Source organism: Caballeronia sp. Lep1P3, from assembly GCF_022879595.1.
Classification (GTDB): Bacteria; Pseudomonadota; Gammaproteobacteria; order Burkholderiales; family Burkholderiaceae; genus Caballeronia.
This window is the reverse complement of the sequence record NZ_CP084265.1, coordinates 782,547-796,283: the sequence shown is the minus strand read 5'-3', so window position 1 is coordinate 796,283 and position 13,737 is coordinate 782,547. Positions and strand designations below refer to the sequence as shown.

The 13,737-nt window shown below is 62.7% G+C and carries 12 protein-coding genes; 1 reads left to right on the top strand and 11 read right to left on the bottom strand.

Annotation, left to right across the window (positions count from 1 at the left end; all coding sequences use genetic code 11):
- Positions 1-5 precede the first annotated feature (5 nt).
- From LDZ27_RS03765 to rfbB, 8 genes are all read right to left on the bottom strand, one after another.
- Complete coding sequence (locus LDZ27_RS03765) at positions 6-3,488, bottom strand: glycosyltransferase (RefSeq protein ID WP_244815391.1); 3,483 nt, start codon at positions 3,486-3,488, stop codon at positions 6-8.
- 42 nt (positions 3,489-3,530) lie between these two features.
- On the bottom strand, positions 3,531-4,283 hold the full coding sequence (locus LDZ27_RS03760; RefSeq protein ID WP_244815390.1) for an ABC transporter ATP-binding protein: 753 nt from the start codon (positions 4,281-4,283) through the stop codon (positions 3,531-3,533).
- Positions 4,284-4,293: 10 nt separating this feature from the next.
- Positions 4,294-5,076 carry an ABC transporter permease gene (locus tag LDZ27_RS03755; RefSeq protein ID WP_244816027.1) on the bottom strand — a complete coding sequence of 261 codons (783 nt, stop codon included), beginning with the start codon at positions 5,074-5,076 and terminating at the stop codon, positions 4,294-4,296.
- A gap of 61 nt (positions 5,077-5,137) precedes the next feature.
- Entirely contained in the window at positions 5,138-5,995 is an 858-nt protein-coding gene (locus LDZ27_RS03750) for a glycosyltransferase family 2 protein (RefSeq protein WP_244815389.1), read from the bottom strand.
- A 38-nt stretch (positions 5,996-6,033) separates the two neighbouring features.
- Positions 6,034-6,924 carry a dTDP-4-dehydrorhamnose reductase gene (rfbD, locus tag LDZ27_RS03745; RefSeq protein ID WP_244815388.1) on the bottom strand — a complete coding sequence of 297 codons (891 nt, stop codon included), beginning with the start codon at positions 6,922-6,924 and terminating at the stop codon, positions 6,034-6,036.
- Complete coding sequence (rfbC, locus tag LDZ27_RS03740; RefSeq protein WP_244815387.1) at positions 6,921-7,472, bottom strand: dTDP-4-dehydrorhamnose 3,5-epimerase; 552 nt, start codon at positions 7,470-7,472, stop codon at positions 6,921-6,923. The genes rfbD and rfbC overlap by 4 nt, the downstream gene beginning before the upstream one ends.
- Entirely contained in the window at positions 7,457-8,350 is an 894-nt protein-coding gene (gene rfbA, locus LDZ27_RS03735; RefSeq protein WP_244815386.1) for a glucose-1-phosphate thymidylyltransferase RfbA, read from the bottom strand. Before rfbA ends, rfbC begins: the two co-directional genes overlap by 16 nt.
- Positions 8,351-8,361: 11 nt before the next feature.
- Positions 8,362-9,423: a dTDP-glucose 4,6-dehydratase gene (gene rfbB / locus LDZ27_RS03730; RefSeq protein WP_244815385.1), complete on the bottom strand. Its 1,062-nt coding sequence runs from the start codon at positions 9,421-9,423 to the stop codon at positions 8,362-8,364.
- Positions 9,424-9,765: 342 nt separating this feature from the next.
- Between rfbB and LDZ27_RS03725 the strand changes: the two genes are divergently transcribed.
- The gene (locus LDZ27_RS03725; protein ID WP_244815384.1) at positions 9,766-10,629 is read left to right on the top strand and encodes a symmetrical bis(5'-nucleosyl)-tetraphosphatase; all 864 of its coding nucleotides are present in this window, start codon (positions 9,766-9,768) and stop codon (positions 10,627-10,629) included.
- Here the strand turns inward: LDZ27_RS03725 and LDZ27_RS03720 are convergent.
- Genes LDZ27_RS03720 through LDZ27_RS03710 form a run of 3 tightly spaced genes read right to left on the bottom strand, consistent with a single transcriptional unit; the run spans position 10,571 to position 13,691 of the window.
- Positions 10,571-11,374, bottom strand: coding sequence for a 1-acyl-sn-glycerol-3-phosphate acyltransferase (locus LDZ27_RS03720; protein ID WP_244815383.1), 804 nt, complete (start codon positions 11,372-11,374; stop codon positions 10,571-10,573). The two genes, LDZ27_RS03725 and LDZ27_RS03720, sit on opposite strands and share 59 nt — an antisense overlap.
- A gap of 3 nt (positions 11,375-11,377) precedes the next feature.
- Positions 11,378-12,655, bottom strand: a complete 1,278-nt coding sequence (locus LDZ27_RS03715; protein WP_244815382.1) for a dihydroorotase — start codon at positions 12,653-12,655, stop codon at positions 11,378-11,380.
- A 10-nt stretch (positions 12,656-12,665) separates the two neighbouring features.
- Positions 12,666-13,691 carry an aspartate carbamoyltransferase catalytic subunit gene (locus LDZ27_RS03710; protein ID WP_244815381.1) on the bottom strand — a complete coding sequence of 342 codons (1,026 nt, stop codon included), beginning with the start codon at positions 13,689-13,691 and terminating at the stop codon, positions 12,666-12,668.
- Positions 13,692-13,737: the final 46 nt, after the last annotated feature.

Here is a 13,737-nt window from a genome sequence, read left to right as displayed (position 1 = left end):
AGCGCTCAGCGCGCCGCTTCTACCGGGCCAGTCGCGCGTTGCCTGACGACACCTTCAAGCAGCGCGCGCAGTTCGCGCGCCTGATCGTCGAATACACGGATCGTGGACGCGTACGGGTTCCGATAACCGTCGAGCTTCTGCGGATCGGCCAGCAGACGGCCGATCGCCGCAGCGAGTTGCGTGCCGTCGTCGTCGAGCGGAATCACGTCGCCGTTTTCCCCGTCCACGATGTCTTCAATTACGCCGCCCGCATCGGTGGCAATGACCCATACATCGCGAATCAGCGCCTCGCGCACGGAAAGCCCAAAGCTTTCTTTCCACTGCGTCGGGAACAGCAGCACGTCGATCTGCTGAAAGAACGTGTCGATGCTCTGCTGCGTGTAAGCCGGCACAACTTCGAGACATCCCGGTACGGACCACACGCCCGCGTCGATGGTGCGCAAGCCGAGGTTCAGGCCATTATCGACGACGCGCAACTCATAGTTGTCGAATGGCAAGCTGTTGAGCGCCTTGCGGATCAGATGCGAGCCCTTGATCGGCGTTTCGCCGCTGACATAGCCGAAACGCAGCGGCCGCTCACGCAGTGAGGCGCGCGGCGGGCGCGGCGCTGGCGGGCGGATGCCGTTGTTGTTGACGACGATTTTCGCGGGATCGAAGCCGTTTTCGATATAGAGATCGCGGAAGAACGCGCTGGGCGCGAGTAGCTTGTCGGCCGACGCGAGAATTTCATGCAGCCGGAACTGGCGGTACGAGTTGAGCGCTGGATTGCTTACACATCCTGCGCAGACGTTGAGGTCAATCTTGCGCTGATGGCAATAGCGATGCTCGCCCGTAACCATGAACTGACGGCCGCAAATCCACCACGCGTCGTGCAGCGTCACGACAAACGGAATGCCCTCCTGCTCGCAGATCTCGGCGATCTGCGCGCCGAGACCTTGCAGGCTATGCAGATGCACGACGTCCGGGCGCAGCGCGCGCAACACGTCCGTGAACGGTCCGATGACGTGAGGATTCTCGAACTCGAACGCCGGATCGCGCTCATCCGGAAGACCGAGCGCGAACACCCCTCCTGTCGACGATTCGTAGCGCACCAGTTGGTATGGCTCGATTTCGCTGACCGGCAGCGACGTGAAAATGAAATAGTCAGACTCGCCGGCAACATTGATGCGGCGCGCCATTTCCTCGGCGATGATGGTCGCGCCGCCAAAGCTGCGCGGCTCGTAATAGATGTTGACGCCAAGCACGCGCAGGCCGCTGCGCTCGCGCCTGAAAGGCGCCACAACGGCGGCAAGCTGGCGCGTGCCGATCGCGTGAGGAGAGTAGTCGCGCATCACCGACCGGTACGCGCGCGCCGCCATGTCCGCGCGCAGTCCGGCATCGTCGACGAGTTGCAAAAGCATGTGTTCCCAGTCGGCGTCGGTCGCGGCGAGGAACGCCGAGTCGCCCGAGACGATCGCGCTACGAAACGCTGCTGCCGGTGAGCATACCGAAGGAAGGCGCAACACCGACGCTTCTAGATACTTGATGTTCGACTTCGCATCATTGAACACACTGTCTTCCAGCGGCGCGATGCTGATGTCGCATTCGGCGAGGCGGCCGAGATAGGTCGGGTAGTTCGACCCGGGCTGGCGCTCGATCTGCGAGGCGAGCTCGGCAAAATCTGCCGGCAGGTTCAACTCACCGATTACACGCAGACGCACGTGCGGCCGGGCGAGCAGCACACGCTTGATCGCCGGCGCGGCGACGCGAAAGTCGCTGTCGTGCGTCTTCGTCCCGGAGCCATAGACAATGCGCACCATCGCCCGCTCGCGCCTCTTCGCCTGCAGATTGAGGCCGGCGGCGACCCGCATGGTTTCCCGGTCGAGCGCGTTCTCGACCACGTCCACATGCTTCACGCCGATATCGCGCATTGCATCGGCGAGACCACTCGTCGATGCAATGGCCCGGTCGCACGCTAGCAGCGCGGCGCGGTAGAGATCGACACCAGCGAGCAGCTCACGCTGCAGCTTCTGCGACAGTTCGTCGAGGTTGGTGTTGAGCGAATACTTCGACTTGTCGAAGATGAGGTCGTCGACTTCCCATAACGTGACGATGCCAAGCGCCTTCGCCTCCTCAATCACATCCAGGTTTTCAGGAAATCCCGGCACGCGGTAGAAGATCGCCACAGAATGCGTCGGCAACGCGCGTCGCACCTGTGCGCGCTCTTTCCACGACAAGACCGTGCAGTCGATGCCGAGCTCCGCGAACATCTGCGCCTTCTGCGTAACCCGATACTTCATGCATTGCCGGATACTCGTTTCCGCCACGATGAGCACGCGCAACGCGAGCTGGTCGAGCGCGGGCACGGCACGCGGCAGCACGAGTTTCGGCACGCGCGCCGGCGCAAGGCCGCCATGCACGAGTCCGCGCAAACCGCGATGGCGCACCGCGAAAACAGCCTTGCGCGCGGTGACGATCGCGCCGTCGGCACTCACGGATGTTCGCACAACTGCGGACAACTGACGCCCTCGCGCCACCAGGCGTTGCAGCCCGACAGCTCTGCGGGCCACGTGGCGAAGCGGGGCCGTGACGCGCCATGAGGTCGACGCTCGTAGATCGGCGAGTTCCTTCTCTGCGTGATCGGCGCGCTGGTTAGCCTCGTCGACCAGGCTGCGCTGCCAGTCGTCGGCGCCGAGCAGCAGATCGAACTGCGCCTCATGCTCCTGCACGCGCGATTCGGCGACGCGCAGGCTTTCTCCCAAAGCCTCGGCACGCTCACGCTCGACCCTCAACGCCACGCTTTGCGTCTCGAGCCCCTTCCGTGCGGCCATTAGCGACTCGCTCGCCGTGATCGCGGCGCCCAGACGCGCGTAGCGCATACGCACATCGCGCAGCGACGCTTCCGGCAGCCCGGCGAGCGCGCGCAGCACAAGCGGCGCCTGCGAACCCGCGACGAGCACGCCCAGGCCGCCCCCATGAGGAAACACCATGGATGGACAGCGCGCCGCCGACACCGCATCGGCGCGCACGAGCACGACTGCGCGCGCCGACAGTTTCGGCAACCACGACTCCAGCGGCGCGCTCGCGCCCGGCTTGCCCAGCGCAATCAGCACGTCGATCGAAGAATCGGGAATCTTTTCGAACGCGGCTTGCGTGCCGGACGCCCGGACGATGCGCGAGAACGCCGTGAAACGGCGCGCTTGGTCAGCTTCGAAATCGGCTGTCGCAGCGCTCGCGTGCGCGTTCTCGGCGATGAACGCGACACATTGCGTATTGAGCGCGAGTTGCGTCACCGCCTGACACATCGTCGAAAAGAGGAAGCCGTCCGTCGCCTGCGCTTCCACAATTGATGACGGGCGCAGCGCATCGACGAGCCAGAAGGCGAACGGTGCGTGCTCGAGCCAGGGCGACGGTACGATATGCTCCGGCCACCAGAAGGAAGCTGGAGCGAGTGCCTGGTCGACTGGCGCCAGCGCCAGATCGGTGGCGAGGAAGTCGTGCGATGTCATCGTCATCGTTTTTAGGATTGAGAGGCTGCAGCCCGGTGGCGCTCAAACGCCGAAATGCGCTTCATACGCGGAAACGACTTCTTCTGTCGGTCCGAAGGCGCGCACGCGGCCGTGGTCCATCCACAACACCTTGTTGCATACGCGCCGAATTTCTGGATTCGAGTGCATTGCCAGCACGACGATCTCGGAGCGACTGTGCAGGTCCGCGAGACGTTCCTGCGCCTTGTGCATGAACGAGGCATCGCCCACGCCCATCACTTCGTCAAGCAGCAGTATTTCTGCATCGACGGCGGTCGATACCGCGAATGCGAGACGCACGCGCATGCCGCTTGAGTAGGTGCGTATCGGCAAGTCGAGGTAGTCGCCGAGTTCGCAGAAATCGGCGATCTCTTGCTGCTTGACCTTGATCTCGTCGTCGGTCATGCCGAGCAGCAGGCCCCGGAGACGGATGTTTTGCAAGCCGCTGGAGTTGTCGTCCATGCCCAGGCTGATGTCGAGCAGCGGAACGACCTTGCCCTCGCGCTCGATGCTGCCCGCGGTGGGCGCGTAGATTCCTGCCATCATGCGCAACAGCGTGGACTTGCCCGCGCCATTGTGTCCGATCAGGCCGACGCGGTCGCCGCTCTCAAGATGCACGTCGACGTTGTCGATTGCGCGCACGACAACCACGCCGTCGTTGCCTTCCGCGATTTCGTTGCGGCGCCCCACGCGCATGACTTTTTTCTTGAGCGACCGTCCAGAGATGTCGTAGATCGGAAGATCGAGCGTTGCGTTCTTTAGTTTGATATAAGCCATGAGTTCGTGATCAGACCCAATATGGAATTCGCTTCAGATAGCGGCCGGTCAGCGTAAGAGCGAAAGTCAGCCCGAGCACCGCCATGGCCGCCGTCACGCTCCACGTCAAGGGGCTTGGCACGGCGCCGGTCAACGGTCCACGCACGAGCTCGACGAGATAGGCGAGCGGATTGAAGTCGACAATGAACCCGTAGTGGTTCAGCGCATTCGGCCGGTACATGATTGGCGTAACGTAGAAAGCGATCTGCAACAGTGCGGTGATGATCTGCGGAAGGTCGCGAAAACGCGCGGACAGCAATCCCGCGAGCATAGCGAGCCAGAAGGCGTTGAGAATGTAGATGACCATCGCCGGGATGAAGAGCCACAGCGTCGCCCAGTTGCTTACGCCGAACACGCAGAACAGCAGCAGCACGATCAGGAAGTTGTGCGCGAGCACGATCAGGTTTCGCCATACGACCATGAGGATGAAAATCATCTTGGACGTCGCGGCCTGACGGATGTAGGTCGCGCTGTTGATGTACGCGACGCTCCCCTCCTGTACTGTTTGGGCGAAGAAATTCCACATTACGAGACTAACGGCCAGAAACGGCAGGTATTCGCGCATCGTTTGCCCGAAAAGCGTGCCGTATACGACGCCGATTGCGCCGATGACTACGCCCATGCTGATCGTTAGCCAGAAGGGTCCGACGCGGGAACGCGCGTAACGCTGGCGGATCTCCAGCCAGCCGAGCAGCGTCCACAAACGCCAAGAGGTAATACTTTTTGCGAAGTCGCCGAGCGCATGACTGATCATAATTACAGGTTCGAATCGTGTAACGGGGGATAAGATGGAAAGCGAAGTGTCGAAATCGATATTATCGCCGCAATGGACCAAGACGCCCCTTCAGCCCGTGCACGATGCCAAGAAACCCCATGTACAGGTGGGCCCGGCGCGGCGTCATGAACGCTCCGTAGATCAGCAGACGAACAGGCATCTTGACCATCTCCGTCGACTTCCAACTGAACGGAACGTAGCGGCGCCGCATGAGCGCGACGGCGTTGCGAAACAGGTAGTAGTGCCGCAGGGCGCTGTGCCCGGGATAGGTACGTCCGAGGAACCGGACCGGCTCGCCGCCGAGCTGATGCGCCAACCGCAGCGACGGCAACCCGAGCAGCGCGAACCCGCGAGAACGCGCGCGTGCGCACCATTCGAGATCGACGAAATCGATGAAGAGCGCGTCGTCCATGGGACCGATGGCGTCCCAACAGTGTAGGTCGACACACGACCCCGACGTGATCAGAAAATCGACCTCCACCGCCTCCTCGCCCACCGGCGCAACGCGTTTGAGGGCCAGATAGCCGAAGCGCACGAAGGGCGCGACGCCACCGAGTCGCAAGTCTTCGTAGGCCGGTCCGACGAGTGCGACACGCCGCGATGCAGGCTGAGCCCACAGCGCGCGCGGCAGTGCGAGCAGCAGTTCCGGCGAAGGCTCGCTGTCTTGATCGAGCAGAATGGCGGCGTCGAAACCATCGCGCTTGAGCGCCGCAACGCCAAGATTCAACGCGGTGGCGATACCGAGGTTGGCGCCGTTTGGAAGATAGTCCACGTCGTCGCGCAGCGCGGGGCGAGGGTCGTTCGCGCTGCGCAGCGTGTTGTCGACTACCACGCAATGCATCGTCTCGGCCAGCCGGTTCGCACGCTCAATACAACCGGCGTCAGGCTCGTAGAACACGACGACCGCGCCGGCACGGAATGCTCTTGGGGACGAGTTCAACGTGGCGACATGCACAGTTGCAGCGAATCCTTCCAGTGGGGGGCGCGCAGGCCGAACGCCGCCGCGAGCTTGTCATTCGACATGCGGGAATTCATAGGCCGCTTTGCGGGCGTCGGATAGGCCGATGCCGAAATTGGCTTTACGATCGGTTTCTTCGCGAGCGACGCGTTCTCGAAGATCGCCTCGGCAAAGCCCCGCCAAGACGTCGAACCGGACGCGGTAAGGTGGTAAACGCCCGACTTCTCTTTCCACCAGTCCGCATCGGCGCCTACGCCTTGCGCCACGATATGCGAGGTCAGCGCCGCGATGGTCTTGGCCCACGTCGGCGCACCGGTCTGATCCGCGACGACACTCAATTCGTCGCGCTCCTCGCCGAGCCTGAGCATCGTCAGCAAGAAATTCCTGCCGCGCGTGCCGTACACCCAACTGGTGCGCAGGATTAAATGATCGCAACCGGCCGCGCCGATCGCCTGCTCGCCCGCCATCTTGCTTTTGCCGTACACGTTTTGCGGATTCATCGCGTCGTCCTCGACATACGCGCCCTCTTTCATACCGTCGAAAACATAGTCGGTCGAAAAGTGAACCAGCGCCGCACGGAGGCGCTTCGCTTCTTCGGCGATCACGCCCGGCGCCTCGCCGTTGGCGCGCATGGCCGCATCGACATCGCTTTCAGCCTTGTCGACTGATGTGTAGGCCGCGGGATTCACGATCAACGACGGTTTGACCTCGCGCACGACGCGGCGAATCTGATCGAAATTGCCGAGATCGAGCACACTGCGACTGACCGCAACAACGCGGCCCACACCCTGCAGTGTGCGCGCAAGTTCGAAACCGACCTGGCCATTCACGCCCGTCAGGAGAATGGTTTGTTCGGCCGCTACGCTCATGCGAATACCTCGGCTTCAGACAGCCGCTTCCCCGCTGCATCCTTCGTCGCGAGTATCGGCTCGAAATCGATCGGCCATCCAATGCTGATTTCCGAATCGTTCCACACGATGCTGCGCTCGAACTCGGGAAACCAGTAATCCGTCGTCTTGTAGACGAACTGCGCCGCATCCGACAGCACGACGAAACCATGTGCGAACCCCGGCGGCACCCACAATTGCCGATGGTTGTCCGCCGACAGATTTACGCCCACCCACTTGCCGAAGTTCGGTGAACTCTTGCGAATGTCGAGGGCGACATCGAACACTTCGCCTTCCACCACCCGCACCAGCTTGCCCTGCGCGTGCTGGATCTGATAGTGCAGCCCGCGCAGCACGCCCTTCGCCGAGCGCGAGTGATTGTCCTGCACGAAGTTGACGCCCGGCGCCACATGCTCGGCAAACTCGCGAACGTTGAAGGTTTCATAGAAATACCCGCGCACATCGCCGAACACCTTCGGTTCGATGATCTTGACTTCGGGCAGCGCCGTAGCGGTTACTTGGATGGCCATGCGACTTGGTCCTTCGAAAGATTGAGCAGATATTGACCGTAGGCGTTCTTGGAAAGTGGCTTCGCGAGTCGGAGCAGTTGCTCTTCGCTAATCCACCTCTTGCGATACGCGATTTCCTCGGGACACGCAATCACCAGCCCCTGACGCTTCTGCAACGTCGCGATGAATGTGGCCGCGTCGATCAGCGAATCGTGCGTGCCCGTGTCGAGCCACGCATAGCCACGCCCCATGATCTCGACGTTGAGCCGCTTCTCCGCCAGATAGCGCGAGTTCACATCGGTGATTTCGAGTTCGCCGCGCGGGGACGGCTTGATATCCGCGGCGATGTCGCACACCTGATTGTCGTAAAAGTAAAGACCCGTCACCGCGTAGTTCGAGCGCGGCTTCGCGGGCTTTTCTTCAATCGACAGCGCTCTGAATTGCTTATCGAACTCGACCACGCCATAACGCTCGGGATCCTGCACGTGATACGCGAACACGGTTGCGCCGTCGGTGCGGGAGTTGGCCGCGTCCAGCTGCTTGGCGAGATCGTGTCCGTAGAAGATATTGTCGCCGAGAATCAGCGCCGAACGATCATTGCCGACGAACTGCCGGCCGATGATAAACGCCTGTGCGAGCCCGTCCGGCGACGGCTGCACCGCGTACCGGATATTCATGCCCCACTGACTGCCGTCGCCGAGCATCGACTCGAAACGCGGCGTGTCTTGTGGCGTCGAGATGACGAGCACGTCGCGGATGCCGGCGATCATCAGCGTCGCCAGCGGATAGTAGATCATCGGCTTGTCGTAGACCGGCAGAAGCTGCTTCGACACCGCATGCGTGATCGGGTAAAGCCGCGTGCCGGAACCGCCGGCCAGAATGATGCCCTTGCGCGCCATGATTCAGCCCCTCACGCGCGCTGCGCGTAGTTCGTCTCGACCCATTTCCGGTAGTCGCCGGAAGCCACTTCGTCGGCCCATGCCTGATTGTCCAAATACCACTGAACCGTCTTCGCGAGACCAGTTTCGAAAGTTTCTGCGGGCTTCCAGCCGAGTTCGCGCTCGAGCTTGCGCGCATCGATGGCATAGCGGCGGTCGTGGCCCGGGCGATCCTTCACATAAGTGATCTGATCGCGGTACGAACCGCTCGACTTCGGCTTTTGCTTGTCGAGCAGGTCACAAAGCGTGTTCACGACTTCGAGATTCCTTTTCTCGTTCCAGCCGCCGACGTTATACGTCTCGCCGGGCAGCCCGCGTGCAAGCACCTCACGGATCGCGGAGCAGTGATCGCCCACGTACAGCCAGTCGCGCACGTTCTGACCATCGCCGTAAACCGGCAGCGGCTTGCAGCCGAGCGCGTTGGCGATCATCAGCGGAATCAGCTTTTCAGGGAATTGATAGGGGCCGTAGTTGTTCGAGCAATTCGTCGTCAGAACCGGCAGTCCGTACGTGTGGTAATAAGCGCGCACGAGATGGTCGGAGCCGGCCTTGGTCGCGGAATACGGGCTGTTCGGCGCATAGGGCGTGGTTTCCGAGAACTGCGGATCGGTGGCCGAAAGCGAGCCGTACACTTCGTCGGTCGATACGTGCAGGAAGCGGAACGCCTGCTTCTCGTCTTCGGGCAGCTCGCTCCAGTAGATCCGCGCGGCTTCGAGCAGCGTGAAGGTGCCAACGACATTCGTCTGCACGAAATCGGCCGGCCCGTAAATCGAGCGATCGACGTGGCTCTCGGCGGCGAAGTGCAGAATGGCGCGCGGCTTGTGCTTGGCCAGCAGCGCATCGATCGCGGCGCGGTCACAAATATCGGCGCGCTCGAAGATGTGACGGAGGTCGTGCTCGAGGGACTTGAGCGTTCCAAGATTTCCCGCATACGTCAGCTTGTCGACGTTGAGCAAGGGTTCGCCCGAACCTTTGAGCCAATCCAGCACAAAATTGGCGCCGATGAAACCGGCGCCGCCCGTCACGAGAATCATACGTGGACCTCTCTATAGCTTTCCGTCAGCTTATTGCGGCTGCGCGAAGCTTGAATATGCGAAAAAGGTTGCAACGGTTGCAGTGATGAAAGCGAATCGGAACCTATGACCGATAGCCGAGCATTCCCGCGCTGGTTCGGCCAACCGTAGATTATAAGGCTGTGCCATTCGAAAACTAGACGTATAACACCTTGATACAGGTTGCGATTTATGGTTGCACAGGTGCCAGCACGTAATGCCGCGCTTTTGCGTTCGTCGGATGAGGAGACAGTGCTCGGCCGCTGTTTCATAATCTTTGCTCACCCGGATTTTCCCGCAAGAAGCCTAAGAACAAGTCTCCAGATGATCATCGCGACTCCCCCTCCTCCACTCGTCTTCGGCGATCTCCAAGGCTGCTGCGATCCCTTCCAGCGCCTGCTCAAAAAAGCCGCGCCATCACCCGACACACCGCTCTGGTTCGCGGGCGATCTCGTCAACCGCGGTCCGAAGTCGCTGCAGACATTGCGCGAGATCATCGCGCTCGGCTCGCGCGCAACTGTCGTGCTTGGCAATCACGATCTGAACCTGCTCTCCGTCGCCGCCGGCCTGCGCAAGCCGAAAAAAGGCGACACGCTCGATGAGATTCTCGAAGCGCCCGACGCCGCCGATCTTATCGAGTGGGTGCGTCACAAGCCGGTCGCGCACTTCGAAAACAATGTGCTGATAGTTCACGCGGGCGTGTTGCCGCAGTGGGACACGACGATGACGATGGAGCTCGCGCACGAGCTAGAGCAAGCGCTGCGCGCCCCGAACTGGAAGGAAACGCTCGCGTCGCTCTACGGCAATGAGCCGCATCGCTGGGAAGATTCGCTGACGGGCGTGGACCGCCTGCGCGTCATCTACAACGCGCTCACGCGCATCCGCTTCTGCACGGCCGATGGCGCGATGGAATTCGCCAACAACGGCGGTCCGGACGCCGCGCCGCCCGGCTACCTGCCGTGGTTCGACGCGCCGAATCGACGCACGCGGGACGTGACCGTCGTCTTTGGCCATTGGGCCGCGCTCGGTCTCATGATCCGCGACGACGTGCTGTGCCTCGATTCGGGCTGCGTCTGGGGAAACAAGCTGTCCGCCGTGCGCCTGACGAAAAATCCGGCGACGCGCGTCGTCATGCAGGTGAGTTGCGCGATGAAGAACCGACCGGCTGAACGGGCGGCGGTTCGATAACGAGCGCGGGCGCGCCGCGCATGCGCTCCAGCGCCCCCTGCACCGCCGCCTGCGCCTCGCTCGCCAGAAGCCGTCGATCCGCGCCCGGCGCGAGCGGATCGCACACGTAGAGATGCGCGGTGATCGGCCCGCCGCGCAGCAACGCATCGAGCGAATCGCTGAGCGACATGTCGCCGATATACGCGGGCGCGGTCGTCTGCCTGCCGCGCGCATCCTCGTAGAGAAGACAAACGGGCTGCACCGGACACGACGCCGACACCGCCGCCTGAAACATGTTCGCGTGAAAAGGCAGGAGCGAGACACCATCGCTCGTCGTGCCTTCCGGAAACACGCACATCATCTGGCCCGCGAGCAGGCGGTCGGCGAGTTCATGCATGATGCGCTTCGCGTCGCTGCGTTTCTCGCGCTGCACGAAGACGGTCCCGAGTTGTTCCGCGAGCCAGCCGACCACCGGCCACTTGCGAATTTCCGCCTTCGAGACGAACGGCGTCGGCCGCCACGCGTTGATGACGTAAATGTCGATCCACGAAACGTGATTGAGGACCACCAGCACGCCGGCATCGATTCGCGCGTCGTCGTTATGCACGACGAGCTTCATGCCCGCGAGACGCAGCATCTCGAGCGACCACGCGCGGTTCAGCGCCATGCGCTCGCTCGCGCACGCACGCGGAAAGCGCCGCGCCACGATCCACGCGCCTCTCATCAGATGGGCAGCCAGGCGCAGCTTGCGCAACGCGAGCTTCATGAATCAGCGGGTCTCGAAAGCCAGATGGCCGCCGACGATGGTCGCGCGCACGCGAGCCGGCAGTTCGTAGCCTAGGAACGGCGAGTTGCGTCCCTGGCTCCTGAGCTTCTGCGGATCGACGCGCCACGAGGCGTCCGCATCGAACACGCATACGTCGGCCGTGCTGCCCACGGCGATGCGCCCCGCCGGCAGCTTCAGCACGTCGGCGGGCGCGGACGTGATGCGCGCGAGCGCCTTCGCGAGCGGCACGTTCGCCTCGCGCGCCCACTTCAGCGTGAGCGACAGCAGCAGTTCGAGGCCCGTCGCGCCCGGCGTGGCTTCGGCGAAAGGCAGCAGCTTCTCGTCGTCGTCGAGCGGCGTGTGATCGGAGCAGATCGCGTCGATGGTGCCGTCCGCGAGCCCCGCGCGGATCGCTTCGCGGTCGCGTTGCTGGCGCAGCGGCGGATCGAGGCGGAATTGCGAGTCGAAATAGCCGATGTCCACATCGGTGAGATGGACTTGATTGATCGTGACGTCGCACGAAACGGCAAGTCCCTCGCCCTTCGCCGCGCGCACGAGCGCGACGCCCGCCGCCGACGAAAGATGCAGCAGATGCACGCGCGCGCCCGTCACGCGCATCAGTTCGAAGATGGTATGCAGCGCGATCGTCTCAGCCGACACCGGCACGCCCGACAACCCGAGCCGCGACGCGAGCGCGCCGCTTGCCGCCACGCCGCCCTTCGCCATGTACGCGTCCTGCGGACGAAGCCACACGGTGTAGCCGTAAGTCGTCGCGTATTGCAGCGCGCGCAGCAGCGTGCGCGTATCGACGATCGGGTTATCCGCCTGCGAAAAGCCGATGCAGCCGGCTTCCGTCAGCTCGACCATTTCGGTGATGGCTTCGCCCTTGAGTCCGACCGTCAGCGCGCCGAGCGGATAAACATGCGCCTGATGCAGCTTCTGCGCGCGAAACTTCAGCATTTCGACGAGGCCGGGTTCATCGAGCGTCGGGTCGGTGTCGGGCGGGCAGACGAGGCTCGTGACGCCGCCGGCCATCGCCGCGGCCATTTCGGATTCCAGCGTCGCCTTGTGCTCGAAGCCCGGCTCGCGCAGACGCGCGGACAAGTCGACGAAGCCCGGCGCGATATGCAGGCCGTTCGCGTCGATGATTTTCGCCGCGTTGAAATCGGCGGGCGCCTCGCCGATTGCCACGATGCGCCCCGCCGCGATGAACACGTCCTTGCGCGCTTCCGTGCCCGCAGCAGGATCGATAATCGTGCCGCCTTGAATCTGAATCTTCATGTCGTTCCGTTTAGTCGCTGTTGCCGGCCACAATGCCCATCACCGCCATGCGTACCGCGATGCCGAAGCTCACCTGATTCAGGATCACGGACTGCGGGCCGTCGGCCACCTGCGAATCGATTTCGACGCCGCGATTCATCGGGCCGGGATGCATCACGATCGCATCGGGCGCGGCGAGCGCGAGACGCTCCGGCGTCAACCCCCAGCTCTTAAAATACTCCTGCGCGGACGGCAGCAGCGCGCCGCTCATGCGCTCGTTCTGCAGGCGCAGCATGATGATGACGTCCACGCCCTTCAGACCTTCGTCGAGGTTGTGATAGACGTGCACGCCCATCTGGTCGAGATTGCTCGGCAAGAGCGTGCGCGGCCCGATGGCGCGCACTTCCGGCACGCCCAACGTGGTCAGCGCGTGAATGTCGGAACGCGCGACGCGCGAATGCAGAATGTCGCCGACGATCGCCACACGCAACTTCGTGAAGTCGCGCTTGTAGTGGCGAATGGTGTACATGTCGAGCAGGCCTTGCGTCGGATGCGCGTGGCGTCCATCGCCCGCGTTGATCACATGCACATGCGGCGCGCAATGCTCGGCGATCAAATACGGCGCGCCCGACGACGCGTGGCGCACGACGAACATGTCCGCGTGCATCGCCGAGAGGTTGTTGATGGTGTCGAGCAGCGATTCGCCCTTGCTCGTCGACGACGCGTTGATGTTGAGATTCAGCACGTCCGCCGACAGGCGCTTCGCCGCGATCTCGAAGGTCGTGCGCGTGCGCGTCGAGTTCTCGAAGAAGAGATTGAACACCGACTTGCCGCGCAGAAGCGGCACTTTCTTGACTTCGCGGTCGGTGACGGAGACGAACTGCTCGGCGGTATCGAGAATGTGCGTGACGATTGCGCGCGGCAGGCCCTCGATCGTCAGCAAGTGCTTCAGCTCGCCGTTCTTCGTGAGCTGCGGGTTGCCCTTCAAAAAGCCGTACCGGAACTTGTCGGCGGCAGGCGCGTTCGCATCGGCTGCGCCCTGGATGGCGGTGTTCATGATGATCCCGGGTGTTTCTTTGAAAAGAAGCGTCGGCGCGCGAGCC